At 51.1% G+C, this 4,239-nt stretch carries 3 protein-coding genes; all 3 read left to right on the top strand.

Going from position 1 to position 4,239, the window contains the following annotated elements; genetic code table 11:
• The coding region (ftsH, locus tag ACOJWD_RS11245) for an ATP-dependent zinc metalloprotease FtsH (RefSeq protein ID WP_486993324.1) at nucleotides 1-1,754 on the top strand (1,754 nt) is incomplete at its 5' end.
• Between the two features lie 42 nt (nucleotides 1,755-1,796).
• Nucleotides 1,797-3,095 carry an EF-P 5-aminopentanol modification-associated protein YfmF gene (gene yfmF, locus ACOJWD_RS11240; RefSeq protein ID WP_486993323.1) on the top strand — a complete coding sequence of 433 codons (1,299 nt, stop codon included), beginning with the start codon at nucleotides 1,797-1,799 and terminating at the stop codon, nucleotides 3,093-3,095.
• Nucleotides 3,085-4,239, top strand: a 1,155-nt coding sequence (gene yfmH, locus ACOJWD_RS11235) for an EF-P 5-aminopentanol modification-associated protein YfmH (RefSeq protein ID WP_486993322.1), incomplete at its 3' end; no start/stop codon positions are given. The genes yfmF and yfmH, both read left to right, overlap by 11 nt.

Raw genomic sequence — 4,239 nt, 5'->3', positions numbered from 1 at the left:
TGTGGGAACTGACCAGCAGCCCGGGATCGGGCGTAGTAAAGGAGTCATATAGTCGTTTACTCACCATGGCCGACAGTGGGCAACTGTCGAAGGTCACGCTTGATCCCCAGAATCATACGGTGACGGCGACCACGAAGACCAACAAGAAATTTGAAACGGTATATGCGCTCGAGGGCACAGCACCTTTAGCGAATACCATGGTCAAAGATCATGTGGTTGTGAACATTGAACATCCGGATACCTCTTCGATATGGTTGTCGCTGGTCACTGACGTCGTGCCGTTACTCATGATACTGTTTATGTTTTATTTCTTCTTTAGTCAGAGCCAGGGCGGCGGTGGGCGGGTGATGCAATTTGGCAAATCGCGTGCTCGCTTGCATTCAGCGGATGACCGGCGGCGGGTCAGCTTTGACGATGTAGCCGGCGTGGAAGAAGAAAAGCAAGAGCTCTCGGAAGTTGTGGATTTTCTTCGATACCCTAAGAAATATCTTGAACTGGGAGCAAAAATTCCGAAGGGCGTGTTGCTTTCAGGGGCTCCTGGCACCGGGAAAACGCTTTTGGCTCGAGCGGTTGCGGGAGAGGCGGGCGTACCGTTCTTCTCAGATAGCGGATCAGATTTTGTGGAGATGTTCGTGGGAGTGGGAGCATCCCGGGTGCGTGACTTATTTGATCAGGCTAAGAAGAATGCCCCTTGCATTATTTTTATCGATGAGATTGATGCGGTTGGTCGGATGCGCGGTGCTGGATACGGTGGCGGTCACGACGAGCGAGAACAGACACTCAATCAGTTACTCGTCGAGATGGATGGCTTTGGTGCCAACGAAGGAATTATTGTGATTGCTGCCACCAACCGTCCTGACGTCTTAGATCCGGCGCTCCTTCGCCCAGGAAGGTTTGACCGTCAGATTGTGGTCCATCGTCCAGATGTCAAGGGGCGGTTGGCCACACTCAAAGTGCATACGCGTGGCAAACCGTTAGATAGTGACGTAGATTTGGAAACGATTGCTCGGCGTACTCCGGGGTATACGGGGGCTGATATTGCCAATCTTACCAATGAAGCGGCGTTATTGGCAGCTCGGGCACATCAACGCACTATTCACATGCATGATTTTGAAGAAGCGGCGGAACGGGTTATGGCGGGGCCTCAGAAGAAAACGCGCGTGATTTCCGAAAAGGAAAAGCGGGCGGTGGCTTTTCACGAATCAGGGCATACTTTGGTGGGGATGCTGGTCGAACACGGAGATCCGGTGCACAAAGTAACGATCATTCCCCGCGGGATGGCTATGGGTTACACTTTGCCTTTGCCGGAGGAGGATCGTTACCTGGTGACCAAATCACAAATTCTCGACCAAGTGGCGATGGCATTAGGCGGTCGTGCGGCCGAAGAGCTAGTATTTGGAGAGGTGTCTACTGGAGCGCAAAACGACTTAGAAAAGTCGACGGCGATGGTTCGCCAGATGATTACCGAGTACGGGATGTCGGAGGAATTGGGCCCGATGACCTATGGGCAGCCGCAAGATCAAGTATTTCTTGGGAGAGACCTAGCCCGCGAACCTGATTATTCGGAAGAGGTGGCTTCGGCGATTGACCGAGAGGTTCAAGATATTGTGAATGAGCAATATCATCGCGCGAAGACCATTCTAAGTGGCCATCGATCCACCTTAAATCGTGTGGCGTTAGCATTGATGGAGCAGGAGACGCTATTAGCGGATGAATTGAAGTTCATTGTGTGGGGTAACGGAGCGGTTGTGTAAGACCCTCCAGTTTCGGGTACAGTACCTTGGGGGGATGCAAGCGTGATATGGTCGGGGCCTACCGATGCTTTTCATGGAGAATGGGATCAGGGCGTGGGGTACTATGTATACCCCACGCGACGTTTTAAGACGGTCACCATCTATGCCACCTGGATTCGGGAATTACGCCCCCAGGATCGATCCTTGGGAGCGGTTCTTCCCCATGTTTTGCGCCGCGGAACGGACAAGTGGCCGAACCGTATGGCGATTGAACAGAAATTAGAAGGCCTCTATGGGGCGAGTTTTCGTGCCGAGGTCGGCAAAATCGGAGATAAGCAGCTGCTATCGTTTTATATTACCGTCGTTAACGGCGAGTTTTTGCCTGGGAAACCGGATACGGTACGGGATGCGCTTGATTTTCTCACCGAGGTGCTGCAACACCCGCAGTTGGTCGACGGACTATTTCCTGACGACACCGTAGAGCAAGAAAAAGTGTTGATTACGCGGCAAATTGCTTCGCTCATTAATGACAAGGGACAGTATGCATTGTCACGGTTGGTGGAGTTGGTGGCGGATGGTGAGCCGTTCGGATTGAAGAAACTGGGGACGGTTGATGAGGTGAATGCGGTTAGCGCAAAAGAGTTGGTGGCACTCTTGCATCAAGTGCGTCAAGCGGAGCCCTGCGCGTTCATTATCGTTGGTGATGTGAACCCCGAACAACTCCGAGGCTATGTTGAGCGGTATAGGTCCTCTGAGAGGCCTCAAGCATTGGCCCAAATTGCGCCCTATCGAGGTCACCATCACGGCAATACGGTCATAGAAGAAGCGGATGTTCAACAGGGTAAATTAAATTTCGCTTATCGGACCGGAATGACTGCATCACATCCGGACTTTCCCAGTTTGATGATGTATGCCGGCATCTTAGGCGGCTATTCTCATTCCAAACTTTTTATCAATGTGCGTGAAAAGGCTAGCTTAGCGTACTACGCCTATGCACGTCTTGATCCTGCGTTAGCGCTGATGATTATTGGAGCAGGAATTGAATTTGAAGATTATGAGCCGGCTCGAGCCATCATTGAGGAACAGGTGAACGTCCTGAAAATGGGTCAGATTAGCGAGGATGAGATGGCATTTACGCTGAAAGCCTATCAAAACGAGATTTTGTCTGAGGAGGACAACCCCGGACAGTTAATCGGCCGACAACTTGAACACATCCTAGTCGGTGGCGGGCTGAGCGGGACCGCCCTGATGAAGGGTCTGGAAGCGGTCACGCGGGATGACGTGGTGCGGGTTGCTCAACAGGTGGAGCTCGATACGGTCTATTTCTTGACACGCAAGGAGGGGAAATCGGATGGCCACTGAAACCCTGACATTACCACAAGTGAACGAATCTCTCATTTCCCAGACGCTGCCTTCAGGGCTAGAGGTAATGATTTTACCACGGGCGGGTTTACGGAAGACATATGCCACCTATGCGACGCACTATGGATCCATTGACAGTCATTTTCGTCGTCCTGGTTCCACAGAAATTCTTCATGTTCCCGACGGGATTGCCCATTTTCTCGAACATAAAATGTTTGAAAAGCCCGAAGGCCGCGATGTCTTTGAACGGTTTGCCGAATTAGGCGCATATAGCAACGCGTATACCGAATATACCACCACGACGTTTTTATTTTCCGCAACCAGCGAGGTCATGGGGTGTCTTGAAACATTATTAAACCTGGTGGAGGAACCCTACTTTACCACAGATAATGTGGAGAAAGAAAAGGGCATTATCGAGCAGGAAATCCGCATGTATCTCGACATGCCGGGCGATCGTTTACATTCCAACCTTATGCATGCTCTCTATCAGAAGAATCCTGTGCGACTGGATGTTGCTGGGAGCGTGGAATCGATCCGAAACATTACCCCAGACGACCTCTATACCTGCTATGAGACCTTTTATCATCCCAGTAATATGATGTTGTTTGTGGCTGGGGATGTCGATCCCGCGCGGGTGTTGGATTATGTACAAGAGCAAGAGGCGCGGCGCCAGTTAACACCCAAAAGTGGTATTGATCGCATTTTTCCGGAAGAACCACGCGGGGTATTTCAGAAACAGATTCGGCAGACGATGCCCATTGCGACACCGCTATGGATGATGGGGTATAAGGATGACGTGGTGGGATTAGAAGGTCGGGACCTCTTAAAGCGCGACCTAACAATGGGGCTCATGTGGGGGCTTTTAGTGGGCCCTAGTTCACGAATTTTCAACGACCTATACCTGCGCGGGCTTATTAATGAGCGATTTAGTGCACATTACAGCAGTGCTAAGACCTACGGGATGAGTGCCTTGGGAGGAGAAACACCCGATCCAAAAGCATTGGAACAATTCTTAATCGAGAACCTCCCTCAAGAACCGCTCAGGGAAGTGGACTTAGAGCGCCTTAAGCGCAAGGAACTAGGGGAGTTTGTCGGCCTTTTTGAGAATTTGGAAGATCTGGCCTATATTTTTAATGCCTTTGCG

It is taken from the genome of Sulfobacillus sp. TH-112 (assembly GCF_057473405.1).
This window is presented reverse-complemented; position numbering and strand designations above follow the sequence as displayed.